Annotated in this window: 18 protein-coding genes; 5 read left to right on the top strand and 13 right to left on the bottom strand. The window is 72.6% G+C overall.

The genetic code is table 11. From position 1 onward, the window contains the following. Positions 1 to 3 precede the first annotated feature (3 nt). From ACZ3ZE_RS32335 to ACZ3ZE_RS32295, 9 genes are all read right to left on the bottom strand, one after another. The gene (locus ACZ3ZE_RS32335; RefSeq protein WP_442306139.1) at positions 4 to 1,218 is read right to left on the bottom strand and encodes an acyl-CoA dehydrogenase family protein; all 1,215 of its coding nucleotides are present in this window, start codon (positions 1,216 to 1,218) and stop codon (positions 4 to 6) included. Between the two features lie 6 nt (positions 1,219 to 1,224). Further along, the gene (locus ACZ3ZE_RS32330) at positions 1,225 to 2,262 is read right to left on the bottom strand and encodes a phosphotransferase family protein (RefSeq protein WP_361169901.1); all 1,038 of its coding nucleotides are present in this window, start codon (positions 2,260 to 2,262) and stop codon (positions 1,225 to 1,227) included. 198 nt (positions 2,263 to 2,460) lie between these two features. Beyond that, positions 2,461 to 3,372, bottom strand: coding sequence for an MBL fold metallo-hydrolase (locus ACZ3ZE_RS32325; protein ID WP_361623271.1), 912 nt, complete (start codon positions 3,370 to 3,372; stop codon positions 2,461 to 2,463). Between the two features lie 96 nt (positions 3,373 to 3,468). Continuing rightward, the gene (locus ACZ3ZE_RS32320; RefSeq protein ID WP_361169895.1) at positions 3,469 to 3,765 is read right to left on the bottom strand and encodes a hypothetical protein; all 297 of its coding nucleotides are present in this window, start codon (positions 3,763 to 3,765) and stop codon (positions 3,469 to 3,471) included. A 93-nt stretch (positions 3,766 to 3,858) separates the two neighbouring features. Continuing rightward, positions 3,859 to 4,191 carry a DUF202 domain-containing protein gene (locus ACZ3ZE_RS32315; protein WP_361169893.1) on the bottom strand — a complete coding sequence of 111 codons (333 nt, stop codon included), beginning with the start codon at positions 4,189 to 4,191 and terminating at the stop codon, positions 3,859 to 3,861. Further along, positions 4,188 to 4,583: a YidH family protein gene (locus ACZ3ZE_RS32310; RefSeq protein ID WP_361169890.1), complete on the bottom strand. Its 396-nt coding sequence runs from the start codon at positions 4,581 to 4,583 to the stop codon at positions 4,188 to 4,190. Before ACZ3ZE_RS32310 ends, ACZ3ZE_RS32315 begins: the two co-directional genes overlap by 4 nt. 62 nt (positions 4,584 to 4,645) lie before the next feature. Next, the gene (locus ACZ3ZE_RS32305; protein ID WP_361623277.1) at positions 4,646 to 5,161 is read right to left on the bottom strand and encodes an NUDIX hydrolase; all 516 of its coding nucleotides are present in this window, start codon (positions 5,159 to 5,161) and stop codon (positions 4,646 to 4,648) included. Between the two features lie 75 nt (positions 5,162 to 5,236). Next, on the bottom strand, positions 5,237 to 6,028 hold the full coding sequence (locus ACZ3ZE_RS32300) for a glucose 1-dehydrogenase (protein ID WP_361169884.1): 792 nt from the start codon (positions 6,026 to 6,028) through the stop codon (positions 5,237 to 5,239). Then, complete coding sequence (locus tag ACZ3ZE_RS32295; RefSeq protein ID WP_467261634.1) at positions 6,025 to 6,687, bottom strand: TetR/AcrR family transcriptional regulator; 663 nt, start codon at positions 6,685 to 6,687, stop codon at positions 6,025 to 6,027. The genes ACZ3ZE_RS32300 and ACZ3ZE_RS32295 overlap by 4 nt, the downstream gene beginning before the upstream one ends. A gap of 116 nt (positions 6,688 to 6,803) precedes the next feature. Here ACZ3ZE_RS32295 and ACZ3ZE_RS32290 point away from each other — a divergent pair, with 116 nt between their 5' ends. Next, positions 6,804 to 8,465, top strand: a complete 1,662-nt coding sequence (locus ACZ3ZE_RS32290) for an FAD-binding dehydrogenase (protein WP_361169878.1) — start codon at positions 6,804 to 6,806, stop codon at positions 8,463 to 8,465. 125 nt (positions 8,466 to 8,590) lie between these two features. Here ACZ3ZE_RS32290 and ACZ3ZE_RS32285 read toward each other — a convergent pair whose 3' ends face one another. Further along, entirely contained in the window at positions 8,591 to 9,988 is a 1,398-nt protein-coding gene (locus ACZ3ZE_RS32285; protein ID WP_361623283.1) for a GntT/GntP/DsdX family permease, read from the bottom strand. Positions 9,989 to 10,072: 84 nt separating this feature from the next. Continuing rightward, positions 10,073 to 10,606, bottom strand: coding sequence for a gluconokinase (locus tag ACZ3ZE_RS32280; RefSeq protein ID WP_361169872.1), 534 nt, complete (start codon positions 10,604 to 10,606; stop codon positions 10,073 to 10,075). Between the two features lie 148 nt (positions 10,607 to 10,754). Between ACZ3ZE_RS32280 and ACZ3ZE_RS32275 the strand changes: the two genes are divergently transcribed. Further along, positions 10,755 to 11,456 (top strand): FadR/GntR family transcriptional regulator, encoded by a 702-nt coding sequence (locus ACZ3ZE_RS32275; RefSeq protein WP_361169869.1) that lies wholly within the window; start codon positions 10,755 to 10,757, stop codon positions 11,454 to 11,456. 165 nt (positions 11,457 to 11,621) lie between these two features. Continuing rightward, positions 11,622 to 13,088 carry an amino acid permease gene (locus ACZ3ZE_RS32270; protein ID WP_361169866.1) on the top strand — a complete coding sequence of 489 codons (1,467 nt, stop codon included), beginning with the start codon at positions 11,622 to 11,624 and terminating at the stop codon, positions 13,086 to 13,088. A gap of 76 nt (positions 13,089 to 13,164) precedes the next feature. Here ACZ3ZE_RS32270 and phsA read toward each other — a convergent pair whose 3' ends face one another. Continuing rightward, a complete protein-coding gene (gene phsA / locus ACZ3ZE_RS32265) occupies positions 13,165 to 15,018 on the bottom strand; it encodes an O-aminophenol oxidase PhsA (protein WP_467261632.1) in 1,854 nt (617 codons plus the stop codon). 141 nt (positions 15,019 to 15,159) lie between these two features. On the opposite strand from phsA, the gene ACZ3ZE_RS32260 reads away from it, so the two are divergent. Further along, entirely contained in the window at positions 15,160 to 16,245 is a 1,086-nt protein-coding gene (locus ACZ3ZE_RS32260; RefSeq protein ID WP_361169860.1) for an S-(hydroxymethyl)mycothiol dehydrogenase, read from the top strand. Continuing rightward, complete coding sequence (locus tag ACZ3ZE_RS32255) at positions 16,245 to 16,874, top strand: MBL fold metallo-hydrolase (RefSeq protein WP_361169857.1); 630 nt, start codon at positions 16,245 to 16,247, stop codon at positions 16,872 to 16,874. Before ACZ3ZE_RS32260 ends, ACZ3ZE_RS32255 begins: the two co-directional genes overlap by 1 nt. On the opposite strand, the gene ACZ3ZE_RS32250 is transcribed toward ACZ3ZE_RS32255, so the two are convergent. Continuing rightward, positions 16,858 to 17,787: a pseudouridine synthase gene (locus ACZ3ZE_RS32250; protein ID WP_363292122.1), complete on the bottom strand. Its 930-nt coding sequence runs from the start codon at positions 17,785 to 17,787 to the stop codon at positions 16,858 to 16,860. The genes ACZ3ZE_RS32255 and ACZ3ZE_RS32250 overlap by 17 nt on opposite strands. Positions 17,788 to 17,794 lie beyond the last annotated feature (7 nt).

The following is a 17,794-nucleotide window of genomic DNA, read 5'->3' as shown; positions in this document are numbered from 1 at the left end:
GACTCAGAGGTACTTCTTCAGCTCCCGGCGGGCCAGCGACCGCTGGTGCACCTCGTCGGGCCCGTCCGCCAGCTTCAGGGTGCGCGCCCCGGCCCACAGTTCGGCCAGCGGGAAGTCCTGGGAGACCCCGCCGGCGCCGTGCACCTGGACGGCCTTGTCGATGATGTCGACCACCGCGCGCGGGGTCGCGATCTTGATCGCCTGGATCTCGGTGTGCGCGCCCCGGTTGCCGACGGTGTCCATCAGCCAGGCCGTCTTGAGGACGAGCAGCCGCAGCTGTTCGACCGTCACCCGGGCGTCCGCGATCCAGTTCTGCACGACCCCCTGCTGGGCGATGGCCTTGCCGAACGCGGTACGGGAGACCGCGCGCCGGCACATCAGCTCGATCGCCCGCTCGGCCATGCCGATCAGCCGCATGCAGTGGTGGATCCGGCCGGGGCCGAGCCGGGCCTGGGCGATGGCGAAGCCGCCGCCCTCCTCGCCGATCAGGTGCCCGGCCGGGACCCGGGCGCCGTCGAAGACCACCTCGGCGTGGCCGCCGTGGGAGTGGTCCTCGTAGCCGTACACCTGCATCGCGCGGCGCACCTCGACGCCGGGGGTGTCGCGGGGCACCAGGATCATCGACTGCTGGCGGCGGAGGTCGGCGCCGTCCGGGTCGGTCTTGCCCATGACGATGAAGACCTTGCAGTCCGGGTTCATCGCCCCGGAGATGTACCACTTGCGCCCGTCGACGACGTACGAGTCGCCGTCCCGCCGGATCCGGGTCTCGATGTTGGTCGCGTCGGAGGAGGCCACCTCGGGCTCGGTCATGGCGAACGCCGAGCGGATCTCGCCCGCGAGCAGCGGCTCCAGCCACTGCTTGCGCTGCGCCTCGTCGCCGAACTGGGCGAGCACCTCCATGTTCCCGGTGTCGGGGGCGGCGCAGTTGAGGGCGGTGGGGGCCAGCTGGGGGCTGCGGCCGGTGATCTCGGCGAGCGGCGCGTACTGGAGGTTGCTGAGCCCCGCCCCGTACTCCTCGTCGGGCAGGAAGAGGTTCCACAGCCCCTGGCGCCTGGCCTCGGCCTTCAGCTCCTCGACGACCGCGGGCGTGGCCCACGGGGAGGCGAGCCGGGCGCGCTGCTCGTGGGCGACGGCCTCGGCGGGGTACACGTGCTCGTCCATGAAGGCGAGGAGCTTCGCCCGCAGTTCCTCGGTGCGGGCGTCGTACGCGAAGTCCATGACGGGTCAGCCTTCCTGGAGGGTGGTGAGGCCGTGCTCGATGAAGACGGGGACGAGTTCGCCGATGCGGTCGAAGCCGGCGCCGACGGTCTGCCCGAGGGTGTAGCGGTAGTGGATGCCCTCCAGGATCACGGCCAGCTTGAACCAGGCGAAGGCCGTGTACCAGGAGACGGCGCCGGTGTCCCGGCCGGAGCGGGCGGCATAGCGCTCGATCAGCTCGCCGGGCGTGGGGTGGCCGGCGGCGGACGCGGTGGTCGAGATGGGGGAGTCCGGCAGCTCCAGGGGCGCGCTGTACATGACGAGCAGCCCGAGGTCGGTGAGCGGGTCGCCGAGGGTGGACATCTCCCAGTCGAGGACGGCCTTGATGCGGTCGTCCTCGCCGATGAGGACGTTGTCCAGCCGGTAGTCGCCGTGGACGACGGCCGGCGCGGGCGAGGCGGGCAGGCCGCGCCCGAGAGCGGCGTGCAGCTCGTCGATGCCCGGCAGTTCGCGGCCCCGGGAGGCGGCGAGCTGCTTGCCCCAGCGGCGCAGCTGCCGGTCGAGGAAGCCCTCGGGACGCCCGAAGTCGTCGAGACCGACGGCGGCCGGGTCCACGGCGTGCAGGTCGACGAGGGTGTCGACGAGCCCGAGGACGGCCTCGCGGGTGCGGGCGGCGCCGAGCGGGGCGAGCTCGGCCGCCGAGCGGTACGGCGTGCCGGGCACGAACTCCATGACGTAGAACGGCGCTCCGAGCACCGACTCGTCCTCGCAGAGCACGACCGTCTCCGGCACGGGCACGGCGGTGCTCCGCAGGGCGCTGATGACCCGGTGCTCGCGCCTCATGTCGTGCGCGGTGGCGAGCACGTGCCCGAGCGGCGGCCGTCGCACGACCCATCGGCCGGTCCCGTCGGTCACCCGGTACGTGAGGTTCGACCGGCCGCCCTCGATCAGCCGGGCCGTGAGGGGGCCGCCGACGAGCCCGGGCCGCTCGCGGTCGAGGAAGCCGCGCAGCCGCTCGGGGTCGAGACCGGGCGGCGGGGAACCGGGCGGCGGGGTGGAGCTCATACGGGGATACCTCCGGGATCGGCGTCGGGGTTCATGATGACCGACCAGTCGGTATGTCGTCCAGAGGGGACGGCGGTGCGCTACGGGAGCGGGGGACGCGGCGGGCTCGCGCCGGCCCCGCGCCGGGCCGCCGCGGGCTGAGGGACGGGCGCGCCGCCGCCGGCCGCCGCGTGCGTGGAGGCGACCGGCGCGCCGCCGTCACGCGTGGCAGGCGACCGGTACCCCGCCGTTCATCGCGGCCATGTCCCCGAAGACCGCCACCGGGTCCAGCGGATGCCCCTCCGGCAGGCCGTCCAGCTCCGCGTACGCCCGGTGCAGGTTGGCGACCAGCCGCTCGCTCTCCCGCCACGCGGCGAACTCGCCGAGTTCCGCGCCCCGGGCCGTCTCCAGCGGCGTCGCCCCCTTCGTGTGCCCCTCCCGCGCCAGCTCCCGCACCCACAGCAGATACCGCTCGGTCGCGTCGTACGCGGAGGGGTCGGTCACCCGGCCGTGCCCGGGCACCACCGTGGGCGCGTCGAGCGAGCGCAGCAGGTCGAGCGCGCGCAGCGAACCGGCGAGCGAGCCCATCGGCAGGAAGGGCGTGCCGCCGTGGAAGACCAGGTCGCCGGTGAAGACCACGCCGTGCCCGGGGAGATGGACGATCGAGTCGCCCGTCGTGTGCGCCGGGCCCGGGTGGATCACCCGTACCTCCACCTCGCCGACGTACAGCGTGAGGGAATCCCGGTACGTGAGGTGCGGCGGCAGGATCTCGACCCGGCCGAAGTCGGTCTGCGGCCACAGCAGATGGAGCTGGTGCCCGGCGGCGAGCTGCTCGGCCCGGCAGTTCTCGTGCCCGATGATCCGCGCCTCCGGCTGGAACACCCCGTTGCCGTACGTGTGGTCGCCGTGGTGGTGCGTGGAGACGATCGTGCGCGGCGCGGCGAGCCCGGCCTCGCGGACCGCGTCGCGCAGCAGCAGGGCCCGCCGCTCGGTGGCGGCCGTGTCGACGAGCAGCGTCTCGCCTCCGTCGCCGAGGAAACCGGCGTTGTTCAGGCACCAGCCGCCGTCGGGCTGGACGAAGGCGTGGACGTTCGGCGCGAGCGCGACCACGTAAGGATCGTTGGCAGGCAAAGGAGTTCCCCCGGATGAGAGCCCGACTGGACAGGGGAAGGGTGCCAGTCGGGCCGGGTCCGAGGGAAGCCGGGGCGGCGCCGGGCGGCGCTGGGGTCAGTGGTCGTCCCAGTGGTTGCCGTGCTCCGCGTGCCGGTGCCCGTCGTGGGCGTAGTCGACGTGGTCGCCGTGCGGGACGGCGGTGTGCCCGCACTCCGGCCCGTGGGTGTGGTCGGGGTGGGTGTGCGCCACGTGCAGGGAGGACTCGCACTCGTCCCAGTGCCCGGCGTGCTCACGGTGCAGGTGCCCGTCGTGCGCGTAGTCCGTGTGGTCCCGGTGGGGGACGGCGGTGTGCCCGCAGGTCGGACCGTGGCTGTGGGCGTGGGTGGCGTGCTCGTGATGGGTGACGGTCATGACTTTGCCTCTGCGAGGGTCGGCTGACCCTCTCAGGCTAGTCCGTTACGTCCGTTTCTTCAGAGGGGTGCGCGTGCTCGGCGGCGTCCCGCCTCACAGCAGGACCGCCACCCCGAACCCGGCGAACGCGATCGTGCACAGCGCCGCGAGCCAGGCGCTCCGCAGCGACAGCTGCCGCGGCCGCGCCGCGCCGAGCGACTGGATCCTGCGGTGCGCCACCGCGAGGAAGCCGATCCACACCAGGGCCGAGAGCCCCGCCGCGAGCACACCGGTCGCCGTCACGCCCTCGTGGATCGCCTGCTTGCCCGCGAGTACCGCCGCCACCGTGCACGACAGGGTGGTGCGCCGCCAGGCCAGCCGGGTCCGCTCGGGCTGGAGCCCCGGGTCCCGGAGGGCCGGCCCGCCCCCGTCGCCCGCGCCGGTCACCGTCCGGCCCAGCCGAAGACGACGACCACCACCATCGCGACCGCGACCACCGCCACCGCCAGGCTCAGCACCGCCGGGAAACGCGAGGTCGGCAGGTCCTCCCCGCGCCGCATGGCCCGCTCGCAGCGCACCCAGTGGTTCACGGCGCGCAGCGCGCACAGCACACCGGCCGCGAGCAGCGCGAGCGCGAGCCCGACCCGGACGCCCCAGCGCAGGTCCGGCAGGAACTGGTCCACGGCGAAGCCGCCGCCGATCAGCGCGAGCGCGGTCCGGATCCAGGCGAGGAAGGTCCGCTCGTTGGCCAGGGAGAAGCGGTAGTCGGGGGTCTCGCCCTCCTCCCGGAGGCGCTGCGGCGCGAACCACAGCCGCAGGCTCTGTATGAATGCGCTCACCCGGGCACCCTATCCGTCGGATGATCACACCGCCCGACGGCGTCCCCGCGCCCCGGTCCGGCTCACCCCGCCCGGAGCCCCCGCAGCCGCTCGTACGCGGCGAGGCCGTCCGGCACCCACTCCCAGTCGGCGAGCCGCGCCTCCAGCTCCTCCTCCGGCAGGAAGGCGTGCCAGGCCACCTCCTCCACCTGCGGCCGTACGGGCAGCTCGCAGCGCACCTCGTACACGGCCGACCACCACTTGCCGGCGACGCCCCCGGAGTCGTACAGGAAACGGAACAGCGGCACGGGCCGGGGCAGCCCGGACACGCCCAGCTCCTCCTCGGCCTCCCGCAGGGCGGCGGCGTCGTAGGACTCGCCCGCGCCCACGACCCCGCCGACGAACATGTCGTACAGCGACGGGTAGACCAGCTTCGTCGGGGTCCTGCGGTGGACGAAGACCCGCCCCTCGCCGTCCCGCACCCGGATGAAGGTGCAGCGATGGATCAGGCCCCGCGCGTACACCTCACCGCGCGGGGCCTGTCCGACCACCCGGTCGTTCTCGTCGACGACGTCGAGGACTTCATCGGCAGCGCTCATGCGCCCCATGAAACCACCGGTCCCGGGTCACCGGTCCCGGTCACCGGTCAGGTGCGGGGGATCACGCGGCCGGGCTCACTGGCCCATCACGTACTTCACCGTAGGACCGGTCGTCCAGCCGCCGTCCACCGCCAGCTCCGCGCCCGTCACGTACGACGCGGCGTCCGAGAGCAGGAAGACGACCGCGCCCGCGATCTCGTGCGCCTCGCCGACCCGGCCCATCGGGGTGTTGGGGTACTTGCCCTCGCCCTTCTCGATGCCGACGGAGGCCGTCATCGGGGTGTACGTCATGCCCGGGTGGACCGAGTTGACGCGGATCCGCGAGGTGCCGAGCTCCACCGCGCCGATCTTCGTGAGCCCGCGCACGCCCCACTTGGAGGCGCCGTAGCCGGCGGTCAGCGCGAGGCCCATGAGGCCGGCGGCCGAGGAGATGTTGACGATCGAGCCGCCACCGGCCTCCCGCAGCGCGGGGATCGCGGCCTTCATGCCGATGAAGACGCCGGTCAGGTTGATGTCGAGGACCTTGCGGAAGTGCTCGACCGACTCGGTCTCCAGGAGCGCGCCGGTCGATATGCCGGCGTTGTTCACCAGACCGTGCAGCCCGCCGAACTCCTCGACGGCGTACGCGACGGCCGCCGCCCACTCCTCCTCCGAGGTCACGTCGTGGTGGAGGAAGCGGGCCCGCTCGCCCAGCTCGGCGGCCGTCGCCTTGCCCTCCTCGTCGAGCACGTCGGTGAGCACGACGTTGGCGCCGGCGGCCACGGCCTGCCGGGCGGCCTCGGCGCCCAGGCCACGGGCGCCGCCGGTGACGATGACGGTCCGGCCGGTCAGGTCGTGCGGCTGGCGCGCGGGGGTGTTCTCGCTCATGAGGGGTCCTTTCGGGGCCTTCGGGGGTGGGCGCCGCTCCGGGACTGTGCGGCCAGGAGGAGCGCCGTGGTGGTCTCGACCAGATCGGCGAGGAAGAGCGCCTCTCCGGTGAGCGGTTCGGTGCCGTCGAGGTACTGCCGGGCCCGGTCGGCCATCGCCGCGCCGACGACGGTCAGCGCCAGGTCGAGGCGTTCCAGGCGCAGCGGCTCGGGCAGCCCGGCGCCGGCCAGGCAGGTCTCCAGGCGCTCGATCAGGCGCCAGTAGGCGGTGCCGGCGAGCGTGGGGTGTGGGGTGCGGGTGCGGACCCCGCTCTCGTGGCTGAGCTGCGCGGAGATCCGCAGGCAGCGCCGGCCCCGGTCGGTGCGCAGCTCGCTCGACTCGGCGCTGACCAGCGCGGCGACCAGCTCGTGCGGCTCGTCGGGGGCGGCGGCGAGCAGCGGGGCGAGCACCTGCTCGGTGCGCAGCTGGCGGCCGGCCATCACGGAGTCGAGCAGTCCTGCCCGGGAGCCGAAGTGGTACTGGACGGCGGACGGGTTGCCCTGTCCGGCGAGTGCCACGATGTCCCGCAGCTGGGCGCCGTCGACGCCCTGGGCGGCGAAGACCTGCTCCGCCGCACGGATCAGTTTCTCCCGGGTCTCGGGCCCTGACGTCCTTGCCATACATCCATATTAATGCCCGGCATTAGAAAACGGGAGGGTGGTCGCCCCCTGGAAAGTCGAGGGCAAAGTGCCTCGAACCGTTGACTGGATACATCGGTGTATCCAAGATGCGGTCCATGCCCCCTGCCTACGACGCCGACGTCATCGTCATCGGAGCCGGTCTCGCCGGACTCGTCGCCACCGCCGAGCTGGTCGACGCCGGCCGGTCCGTGATCCTGCTCGACCAGGAACCCGAGCAGTCGATCGGCGGCCAGGCCCACTGGTCCTTCGGCGGCCTCTTCCTCGTGGACTCGCCCGAGCAGCGCCGGATGCGGATCCGCGACAGCCACGCCCTGGCCCTCCAGGACTGGCTCGGCACCGCCGGCTTCGACCGCCCCGAGGACGCGTGGCCACGCCGCTGGGCCGAGGCGTACGTCGACTTCGCGGCCGGCGAGAAGCGCTCCTGGCTGCACGGCCTCGGCGTCCGCTTCTTCCCGGTGGTCGGCTGGGCCGAGCGCGGCGGCTACGACGCCAACGGCCACGGCAACTCCGTCCCCCGCTTCCACATCACCTGGGGCACCGGCCCCGGCCTCGTCGCCCCCTTCGAGGCCCGGGTCCGCGAGGGCGTGGCCCGTGGCCTGGTCCGCTTCCGCTTCCGGCACCGGGTGACCGGGCTGGCCCGCACGGCGGGCAGCCTCGACACCGTCACCGGCGAGATCCTGGCCCCCTCCGCCGCCCCGCGCGGCACCGCGAGCGACCGCGAGGCCACCGGCGCGTTCACCCTGCGGGCCCAGGCCGTGATCGTCACCTCCGGCGGCATCGGCGGCAACCACGACCTGGTCCGCGCGCAGTGGCCCGAGCGGCTCGGCACGCCTCCCGCCCGCATGCTCTCCGGGGTTCCCGCCCACGTCGACGGCCTGATGCTCGGCATCGCCGAGAAGGCCGGCGCGCACCACGTCAACCGCGACCGGATGTGGCACTACACCGAGGGCATCGAGAACTGGAACCCCATCTGGGCCCGGCACGGCATCCGGATCCTGCCCGGCCCGTCCTCGCTCTGGCTCGACGCGACCGGCAAGCGGCTGCCCGTCCCGCTCTTCCCGGGCTTCGACACCCTCGGCACCCTCGAACACATCATGCGGACCGGCCACGACCACACCTGGTTCGTGCTCGACCAGAAGATCATCGGCAAGGAGTTCGCCCTCTCGGGCTCCGAGCAGAACCCCGACCTCACCGGCAAGTCGGTCCGCGACGTCATCGGCCGCGCCCGCGCGGACGTGCCCGCCCCGGTGAAGGCCTTCATGGACAAGGGCGCCGACTTCGTCGTCGAGCGCGACCTGGCCGCCCTGGTCCGCGGCATGAACCGGATCACCGGCGAGGACCTGATCGACGAGGCGGCGCTGCGCCACGAGATCACCGCCCGCGACCGGGAGATCGCCAACCCCTTCACCAAGGACCTCCAGGTCACGGCGATCCGGGGGGCCCGCAGGTACCTGGGCGACCGCCTGATCCGTACGGCCACCCCGCACCGCCTGCTCGACCCGAAGGCGGGCCCGCTGATCGCCGTCCGCCTGAACATCCTCACCCGCAAGTCCCTCGGCGGCCTGCGGACCGACCTCTCCTCCCGCGTCCTCACCGAGACCGGCGAGCCGCTGCCCGGCCTGTACGCGGCGGGCGAGGCGGCGGGCTTCGGCGGTGGCGGGGTGCACGGATACCGCTCCCTCGAAGGCACCTTCCTCGGCGGCTGCCTCTTCTCCGGACGCGCGGCGGGCCGGGCGGCGGCGCAGGCGGTCGGCTGACGGGCGCCCGCTGACGGACGCCGGCTGAAGGAGGTCGGCTGACGGGGCGGCCGAGGCCCTGGAGTACGGATCACCGCACTCCAGGGCCTCGACAGATGGGCCGGCGCCACCTCACCGGCCCGTCGCTAGATCACCAGCGACAGCAGCAGCACGAAGACGATGCCGACCACCGAGATGATGGTCTCCATCACCGACCAGGTCTTGATCGTCTGGCCGACGTTCATCCCGAAGTACTCCTTCACCAGCCAGAAACCCGCGTCGTTGACGTGGCTGAAGAAGAGCGAACCGGCACCGATCGCGAGGACGAGCAGCGAGACCTCGCCCGTCGACATGCCCTCGGCCAGCGGGGCCACCAGGCCGGCCGCCGAGATCGTCGCCACCGTGGCCGAGCCGGTCGCGAGCCGGATCGCGACCGCGATCAGCCAGGCGAGCAGCAGGGCAGGAATCGACCAGTTCTCGGAGAAGTCCAGGATCATCTGGCCGACGCCGATGTCGATGAGGGTCTGCTTGAAACCGCCGCCCGCGCCGACGATCAGCAGCACGCCCGCGATCGGGGCGAGCGACTTCTCGACGGTGGAGGAGAGACGCTCCTTGGTGAAACCGGCCGCCCGGCCCAGGGTGAACATGCCGACTATGACGGCGGCGAGCAGGGCGATCAGCGGGGAGCCGATGACGTCGGTGACCTTCTGCAGGCCGTTCTCCGGGTCGTCGACGACGATGTCGACGAGCGCCTTCACCAGCATGAGGACGACCGGCAGCAGCACGGTGGCCACGGTGGCGCCGAAGCCGGGGCGCTTCTCCAGCTCCTCGGAGGGGCGCGTGGGGATCATCTTCTCGGGGGCCGGGATGTCCACCCAGCGGGCGGCGTACCGGGAGAAGACCGGACCGGCGATGATCACGGTGGGGATCGCGACGACCAGGCCCAGGGCGAGGGTGACGCCCAGGTTGGCGCCGACCGCGTCGATCGCGACGAGCGGGCCGGGGTGCGGCGGGATGAGCCCGTGCATGACGGACAGGCCGGCGAGGGCCGGGATGCCGATCCGCATCAGCGAGTAGTTGCCGCGCTTGGCGACCAGCAGCACCACCGGGATCAGCAGCACGATGCCGACCTCGAAGAAGAGCGGCAGGCCGATCACGGAGGCGATCAGGACCATCGCCCACGGCATGCCGCGCCGGCCGGTCCTGGCCAGGATCGTGTCGACGATCTGGTCGGCGCCGCCGGAGTCGGCGAGCAGCTTGCCGAGGATCGCGCCGAGCGCGATGAGCACGCCGACACCGGCCACGGTGCTGCCGAGTCCGGCCGTGAAGGACTTGATGGTGGCGGCGAGCGGGGCGCCGGCGAACGCGCCGAGCGCCAGCGATCCGATGGTCAGCGCCAGGAACGCGTGCATCTTGAACTTGGTGATGAGCAGGACGATGACGGCGATGCCGGCGAGGACGGCGATGCCGAGCTGGGCGTTGCCTGCCGAGGTGATGGGTTCGGCGGCGTCCGCTGCCAGGATCTCGACGCTGAGACTGGTCACGGTGGGGTCCTTGGGGGAAGGGGAAGCAGGACGGGGAGCGGAAAAGAGGGGGGAAGGAAGGCCGAAAGGAAGTGGGGATGGGGGTCAGGGAGCGAGGCGGCGCAGTGCGGCGACGGCCCGCCGGGCGATCTCTTCGGGGGTGCCGGACACGTCGACGGCGACGCCCGCCTCGTCCGCCCCGAGCGGCTGGAGGGTGGCGAACTGCGAGTCGAGGAGCGCGGTCGGCATGAAGTGGCCCTTGCGGGCGGCCATCCGCCGCTCGATGAGCTCCCGGTCGCCGGTCAGATGGAGGAAGACCACGCCGGGGGCCGCGGCGCGCAGCCGGTCCCGGTAGATCCGCTTCAGCGCGGAGCTGCTCACCACACCGCCGAGTCCGGCCCGGGTGTGCGCCCACCGCCCGATGGCGTCGAGCCAGGGCTCCCGGTCGGTGTCGTCCAGGGGGGTCCCGGCGGACATCTTGGCCACGTTGGCCGCCGGGTGGAAGTCGTCGCCCTCCGCGTACGGAAGGCCGAGCGCCTCGGCGACCAGGGGCCCGATGGTCGTCTTGCCGGTCCCGGCGACGCCCATCACGACGACGACCGGGGGGCCGGCCGGGCCGGGCTGGGGGGTGGTGCTCATGGGGGGTTGCCTCGCTGTCTTCTTCGACATCGATCCGTCGCGCTCATGAAACCTGTTGGGTACGACGTATTCAAGACTCTGTGACGAATAAGTCGTACTTATTCTTCCCGGCGTGATCACACGTGTGATCACGCATAGGCTGGCCACCATGACGACAACGGCCCAGGGGCTCCACCCGCACGTCCTGAACGCCCTGGGCCTCGCGATCACCGCGGGGGAGTACCCGCCCGGCGCCGTGCTGCGCAGCGACGAGCTCGCCGAGCGCTTCGAGGTCTCCCGGACCGTCGTGCGCGAGGTCGTCCGCGTCCTGGAGTCCATGTACCTCGTCGAGTCCCGCCGCCGGGTCGGCGTCATCGTGCTGCCGACCGAGCGCTGGAACGTGTACGACCCCCAGGTCATCCGCTGGCGCCTGGCCGGCACCGACCGCCCCCGCCAGCTCCGCTCGCTCACCGTGCTGCGCTCCGCGATCGAGCCGGTCGCCGCCGGACTAGCCGCCCTCCACGCCACCCCCGAGCAGTGCCGCGAGCTCACCGAGGAGGCCCTCGGCATGGTCGCCACCTCGCGCGGGCGCCGCCTGGAGGAGTACCTGGTGCACGACATCGCCTTCCACCGGGTCGTCCTCAACGCCTCCGGCAACGAGATGTTCGCCCGGCTCGGGGACGTGGTCGCCGAGGTGCTCAGCGGGCGCACCCGCCACCAGGTGATGTTCGAGGACCCCGACCCGGCCGCCGTCACCCTCCACGTCCAGGTCGCCGAGGCCGTACGGGAGCGGGACGCGGTCCGCGCCGAGGCGCTGACCCGGGAGATCGCGGTCGGCGCGCTCAAGGAGCTGGACGTCCTCGCTCCCTGAGCGCCGCAAGCTCTGAACTAGCTCAAATCCGGGCGTTCAGTGACGCCCGTCACAGTCAGTGGCGGCCGGTTGCCGTGAGGATGTGCGCGGGCCGTTCCGGGGAGACCCCCACGAGGCGCGCCCGGGTACCGCACGACCCTCCCCCTCACGAAGGCGACCAACTCCATGAGTGACCGCGTCACCGCGGCCGGGCAGCAGTCCGCCGCCCCGGCGGCCGCCGCCTCCACGGCGTCCCCCCACATCGACGCCGGCGACGCCGGATACCGCAAGGACCTCAAGTCCCGGCACATCAACATGATCGCCATCGGCGGCGCCATCGGCACCGGCCTCTTCCTCGGTGCCGGCGGCCGCATGGCCAGCGCCGGACCCTCGCTCTTCATCGCGTACGCGGTCTGTGGCCTCTTCGCCTTCTTCGTCGTCCGGGCCCTCGGCGAGCTCGTGCTCTACCGCCCCTCCTCCGGCGCCTTCGTCTCCTACGCGCGGGAGTTCATGGGCGAGAAGGGCGCCTACACGGCCGGCTGGCTCTACTTCCTCAACTGGTCGACCACCGCCGTCGCCGACATCACCGCCGCGGCCACCTACGCCCACTTCTGGGCGATGTTCAGCGACGTCCCGCAGTGGATCCTCGCCCTGATCGCCCTCGCGGTCGTCCTCACCGCCAACCTCATCTCCGTGAAGTACTTCGGTGAGATGGAGTTCTGGTTCGCGATCGTCAAGGTCGCCGCACTCGTCGCCTTCATGCTCGTCGGCATCTACCTCGTCGTCACCCAGCACGAGGTCGGCGGCCACACCCCGGGCCTGGCCAACGTCACCGAGAACGGCGGCGTCTTCCCCCACGGCATGATGCCGATGCTGCTGCTCATCCAGGGCGTCGTCTTCGCCTACGCCTCCGTCGAGCTGTGCGGTGTCGCGGCGGGCGAGACCGAGCACCCCGAGAAGATCATGCCGAAGGCGATCAACTCGATCATGTGGCGCGTCGGCCTCTTCTACGTCGGCTCCGTCGTCCTGCTCGCGCTGATCCTCCCGTACACCGCCTACTCCGGCGACCAGAGCCCCTTCGTCACCGTCTTCGACAAGCTGGGCATCCCCGGCGCCGCCGGCGTGATGAACCTGGTCGTCCTCACCGCCGCCCTCTCCAGCCTCAACTCGGGCCTGTACTCCACCGGCCGCATCCTGCGCTCCATGTCGCTGGCCGGCTCCGCGCCCAAGTTCACCGGCGTCATGAACAAGGGCGGCGTGCCCTACGGCGGCATCCTGCTCACCGCGGGCTTCGGCGTCCTCGGCGTCGCCCTCAACTACGTGATGCCCGGCGAGGCCTTCGAACTGGTCCTCAACTTCGCCTCGATCGGCATCATCGGCACCTGGGCGATGATCATGGTCTGCTCGCTGCTCTTCTGGCGCGCCGCCCGCGCGGGCAAGGTCACCCGCCCCGGCTACAACCTGCCCTGGGCCCCGTACACCCAGCTCGTGACGCTCGCCTTCCTCGCCACCGTCCTCGTCCTCATGTGGATGGCCGGCGGCGTCGGCCGCACCACCGTCGCCTGTCTGCCGCTCATCGCGGCGGCCCTGGTCGGCGGCTGGTTCCTGGTCCGCGGCCGGGTCCGCGCGACCGCGGGCCACGCCCGCGACTGAGACCCCCCACGGGAGGAGGCCCCCGCGAGCACACCGCTCGCGGGGGCCTCTCCGTCCTCACCGACGGTCCGGCACCTCAGTGGCCGCCGTGCCCGTGGCCGTGCCCCGCACCGTGGTCGAAGGGCAGCACCTCGGGAGGCACCACCACGAACGGACGCATCATCCCCATGTCCTCGTGCTCCAGCAGATGGCAGTGGTACATGAACCGGCCGTACGCCCCGTCGAACCGGCCCAGCACCCGCACCAGCTCCCCGCCCGGCACCCGGAACACGTCCTTCCAGCCGGCCTCGTTCGCCGGCACCGGCACCGGCCGCCCCGGATCGAACCGCAGCGGCCCGCGCGAACCCCCCACCGTCGCGTCGAAGCCGTCCGTCGTGTACGCCTCCCGCCCCATCACCTGGAAGTCCGCCAGGTGGATGTGCATCGGATGCATCAGCGGCCCCGGAGCCAGGTTCAGGAACGACCACTGCTCGTACGAGCCCTCGCCGATCGTGAACCCGAGCCCGTCGTTGAACGTCCGGGCCTTGCGCCGGTACGTGCGCACCTTGCCGTCCGCCGACTGGAGCTGGATCACCCCGTTCGCCGGCAGCCGCAGCTTGGCCCCCTCGCCCTCCGGGACCTCCTCCATCTCCCACATCTCCGGATGCCCGCCGCCGCCGACCGTCCCCGGCGGCGTCAGCACCACCAGCCGGTGCCCGTGCTCGATGTGCGCGTGGTCGTAGCGCCGGAAGGACCCCGAGAGCACCGGCGGCAGCGCGAAACCGTCGCAGCCGCCATCCTCGGCCCCCTCACCCACCCGGAACTCCATCACCTGCGGATACGGCACGCTCAGCGTCGCGTCCGGCACCCCCGGCTCACGCCCCACGGCCTTGTTCACCAGCCGCAGGCGCTGCCCCGCCCAGCCCCGGAAGTCGATCAGCAGGTCGAAGCGCTCGGCCGGGGCGATCGTCAGCGGCGCCACGCTCTCCGCGCCCCCGTCGCCCTCCTCGAAGTCGAAGGACACCGGGCGCGGCAGCAGCCCGCCGTCACTGCCGATCTGGTGCACCGCCCCCGGTATCGGCCGGTCGTCCTCGTCGACGAGGACCAGGTCGTAGGTCCGCGCGTTCGACGCGTTCACCAGCCGGAAGCGGTACCAGCCGTCCAGCACCTCCAGATACGGCCAGATCGTGCCGTTCACCGTCGTGTACGGGCCGAGGAACGGCAGCCCGACGGGCTTCCCCGTCTCCGGGTGGCTGGCCACCAGACGCGTCGTCTTGTGCAGCAGCCGCCCGTTCAGCTCCCCGTCCGCGTCCGCGTCCAGATTGCGGTCCGCCAGGACCAGCGGCAGCTCCCGCTCCCCGGACGGCAGCCCCAGCGCGTCCTCCTCCTCGTCCCGCACCAGATAGGTGCCCATCAGCCCCGCGTACACGTTCCACCGGGTGATGTTCATGGCGTGGTCGTGGTACCACCAGTGCACCGCCTGGTGCTCGTTCGGATACTCCGACAGCTGCGCGCCGCCGAAGCCGACCCCGTTGTCCGTCCACCCGTCGTTGCCGCCGCCGGTCTGCGCCCCGTGCAGGTGCGTCACCGCCCAGGCGGGCAGCGCCGCCACCTCCTGGACCGGCTCCACGCCCTCCCGGCCCGGCCGGTTGTGCGGATCCGGCCGTCCCTCGGTCCGCGGCACCTCGACCACGGTCACCGGGTACTCGCTGCCGTGCGGGATCCGGTTGTTCCACGCCACCCGGAGCCGCTGCCCCCGCCGCACCTCGATGGTGGGGCCCGGGACGCTCCCCTCGTACCCCCACATCAGCGTGGGCGGCAGCTGCCGGTGCATCCGTACCCACGTCGGGCGCAGCGCGATCTCGATCTCGGCCGTGTCGTCGCCCGGTTCCGGGCGGAGCACCGGCGGGACGGTCAACGGGTCCACATACGGTTCGAGTTCACTGGTCATCGATTCCCCCTGAGGCTGTGTCATGCCTGCTGGCCCGGGAGACGGCGACCGACGGGACGAAGGTTGCGGCCTCCGCGTAACCTGGCCGATATCGTCACATCCGTAACGCGGGTCACCGTTTCGGTGGAAGGGAAGTCCACGATGGCGCAGCAGGTCCAGGGGGTCGTCGCCCCCGGCAGGAACGAGCCGGTCCGGGTCGAGACGATCGTGATCCCCGATCCCGGGCCCGGTGAGGCCGTCGTGAAGATCCAGGCCTGCGGCGTCTGTCACACCGACCTCCACTACAAGCAGGGCGCGATCAACGACGAGTTCCCCTTCCTCCTCGGCCACGAGGCGGCGGGCGTCGTCGAGTCGGTCGGCGAGGGCGTCACCGACGTCGCCCCCGGCGACTTCGTCGTCCTCAACTGGCGTGCGGTGTGCGGCCAGTGCCGGGCCTGCCTGCGCGGCCGCCCCTGGTACTGCTTCGACACCCACAATGCCCGGCAGAAGATGACCCTGCTCGACGGCACCGAGCTCTCCCCGGCGCTCGGCATCGGCGCCTTCGCCGAGAAGACCCTGGTCGCCGCGGGCCAGTGCACCAAGGTCGACCCGGCCGTCGCCCCCGAGGTCGCCGGACTCCTCGGCTGCGGCGTGATGGCCGGCATCGGCGCCGCCCTGAACACCGGCGACGTCGGCCGCGGCGACACCGTCGCCGTCATCGGCTGCGGCGGCGTCGGCGACGCGGCGATCGTCGGCTCCCGGCTCGCCGGAGCGGCCCGGATCATCGCCGTCGACATCGACGACCGCAAGCTGGCCAAGGCCCGCGAGATGGGCGCCACGCACACCGTCGACTCCCGCACCGGCGACCCCGTCGAGGCGATCCGCGAGCTCACCGGCGGCTTCGGCGCCGACGTCGTCATCGAGGCCGTCGGCCACCCCGAGACCTACCGCCAGGCCTTCTACGCCCGCGACCTCGCCGGCACCGTCGTCCTCGTCGGCGTCCCCACCCCCGAGATGAAGCTCGAACTGCCACTCCTCGACGTCTTCGGCCGCGGCGGCGCCCTCAAGTCCTCCTGGTACGGCGACTGCCTGCCCTCCCGCGACTTCCCGATGCTCATCGACCTGCACCAGCAGGGCCGCATCGACCTCGGCGCCTTCGTCACCGAGACCATCGGCCTCGGCGACGTCGAGAAGGCCTTCGGGCGCATGCACGAGGGCGACGTCCTGCGCTCGGTGGTGATCCTCTGATGACCACCCGCATCGACCACCTGGTCACCTCCGGCACCTTCAGCCTCGACGGCGGGACCTGGGAGGTGGACAACAACGTCTGGATCGTCGGCGACGACACCGAGGCCGTCGTCATCGACGCCGCCCACGACGCCGAGGCCATCCTCGCCGCCCTCGACGGCCGCGCCCTGCGCGCGATCATCTGCACCCACGCCCACGACGACCACATCGACGCGGCCCCGGCCCTCGCCGCCGCCACCGGCGCCCGGATCCTGCTCCACCCCGCCGACCAGCCGCTGTGGAAGCTCACCCACCCCGACCACACCCCGGACGGCGACCTCGCCGACGGTCAGGTCCTCACCATCGCCGGGACCGACCTGCACGTCCTGCACACCCCCGGCCACGCCCCCGGCGCGGTCTGCCTCCACGCCCCCGACCTGGGCACCGTCTTCACCGGCGACACCCTCTTCCAGGGCGGCCCCGGCGCGACCGGACGGTCCTACTCGGACTTCCCGACGATCGTCGACTCGATCCGGGAGCGGCTGCTCACCCTGCCGCCCGAGACGGTGGTCCGCACCGGCCACGGCGACAGCACCACCATCGGCGCGGAGGCCCCGCACCTGGAGGAGTGGATCAACCGAGGCCACTGAGCCGCAGCCGGCTCTCGAACCGCAGCTCCTCACCCGAGAACGGGTCGGTGAACTCCAGCGTCCGCGCCAGCAGTTGCAGCGGCCGCCCCAGGTCCTCCGGCCCGTCCTCCCGGACCACCGGGTACACGGGGTCGTGGCGGATCGGCAACCCCAGCGCGTTCATGTGCACCCGCAGCTGATGGGTCCGCCCGGTCACCGGCAGCAGCCGGTACCGGGCGGACCCGCCCGCCCGCTCCACGAGCTCGATCCGGCTCTCGCTGTTCGGCTCGCCCGGCACCTCCCGGGCGGCCATCACCCCGGTCTCCTTCTCGATCCGGCTCCGCACCGTCACCGGCAGCCGCACCCCCGGGTCGTACGCGGCGACCGCCTCGTACTCCTTGCGCACCCGCCGGTCCCGGAACAGCGTCTGGTACGCCCCACGGTCCTCCGGCCGTACGACGAAGAGCACGAGCCCCGCCGTCAGCCGGTCCAGCCGGTGCGCGGGCTGCAAGGCCGGCAGCCCCAGCTCCCGCCGCAGCCGCGCGAGCGCCGTCTCCGTGACATGGCGGCCCCGCGGCATCGTCGCCAGGAAGTGCGGCTTGTCCGCCACCAGGATCCGCTCGTCCCGGTGGACCACCCCGATCTCGAACGGCACCCGCTCCTCGGCGGGGAAGTCCCGGTGGAACCAGAGCCGGCGCCCCGCCGCGTACGGCTCGTCCCCGTCGACCGCCGCCCCGTCCACCCCGACGAACCGGCCCTCACGCAGCATCGCCTCGACCCGCGCGGCCCCGACGGCCGCCGCGTACCGGTCGAGCAGGTGCGCGCGCACGGTGTCCCAGCGCCGCTCCGGATCCTCCGGCAGCCGGACCCGCACGGGATCGATCCCGTCACGCTGGGGGAGGGGGGAGGCGGGGGCCTTGGCTCTGCGTCGCACCGGTGCT

Source organism: Streptomyces sp. NPDC023157 (assembly GCF_055560575.1).
This window is presented reverse-complemented; position numbering and strand designations above follow the sequence as displayed.